This is a genomic window from Alicyclobacillus shizuokensis NBRC 103103 (assembly GCF_001552255.1).
Classification (GTDB): domain Bacteria; phylum Bacillota; class Bacilli; order Alicyclobacillales; family Alicyclobacillaceae; genus Alicyclobacillus_G; species Alicyclobacillus_G shizuokensis.
In genome coordinates, this window is sequence record NZ_BCQV01000131.1 from 1 (window position 1) to 915 (window position 915).

General features: G+C 59.3%; 1 protein-coding gene. It reads left to right on the forward strand.

Annotated features, from left to right (window positions below; genetic code table 11):
* Nucleotides 1–62: 62 nt before the first annotated feature.
* Nucleotides 63–915, forward strand: an 853-nt coding sequence (gene istA, locus ASH01S_RS17640; protein ID WP_245629157.1) for an IS21 family transposase, incomplete at its 3' end; no start/stop codon positions are given.

Below are 915 nucleotides of genomic sequence, written 5' to 3' on the forward strand. Positions count from 1 at the left end.
TAAGTAGACTAAGAAAACGTCGGCAGGAGGCTTATATCCCGCTTACTTCGGACGCCGGCGAGCTGGCGCAAGCCGATTTCGGACGAATCGTCGTGAAGATGAACGGCAAAAAGACGGAGGTCAGTCTGTTCGTCATGCGGCTGCGGTACAGCGGTGTCTTCTTTGCCTGTGCCTTCTCCACGGAGAAGATTGAAGCGTTCCTCGAGGGTCACCGCCGCGCGTTCGAATGGTTTGGCGGCGTACCTCGCAGTGTTCGCTACGACAACCCGAAGACTGCGGTCACCAAAATCCTTGCCGGCCCCGCTCGCGAGGAGCACGAGTTGCTATCCAACCTGCGTGCTCACTACCTGTTCGACAGCGAATTCTGCCGCCCCGGTGAACCCCACGAGAAAGGTAGCGTCGAAAATGGTGTGGGCTACGTCCGCCGTCATACATGTGTTCCCGTTCCTGACGTGGCGGACCTGGATGCCCTGAACGACCGGATTCTTCAGTGGTGCGAAAAGGAGCGCGGTAAACGGTGGTCGGCTTGGGAGCAGGAGCGAGCGGGGCTGCGTACACTGCCGGAGCGCCCTCACCGTTGTGCCACAACACGGCCGGTCAGGGTGAACAAGCTGTGCCTCGTCAGCTTCGACCACAACCGCTATTCCGTCCCCAGCCTATACGTGGGTAAGACACTGCTGCTGAGGGTGTATGCCGAGCAGATTGAGGTACTTGACAGAGAACGAGTGGTGGCCAGCCATCGCAGAAGCCACGAGCGTCAGCAGACCATCATGGAACTTGAACACTACCTGCCGGTTTTGGCTTACAAACCACATGCCGCTACCCATGCAGCGGTCGTTCGGCAGTTGCCGGAGGTGTACCAGCGCATCCGAGTCCGGATGGCGAACAGCCGACCGGACGGCTACAAGGACTTCG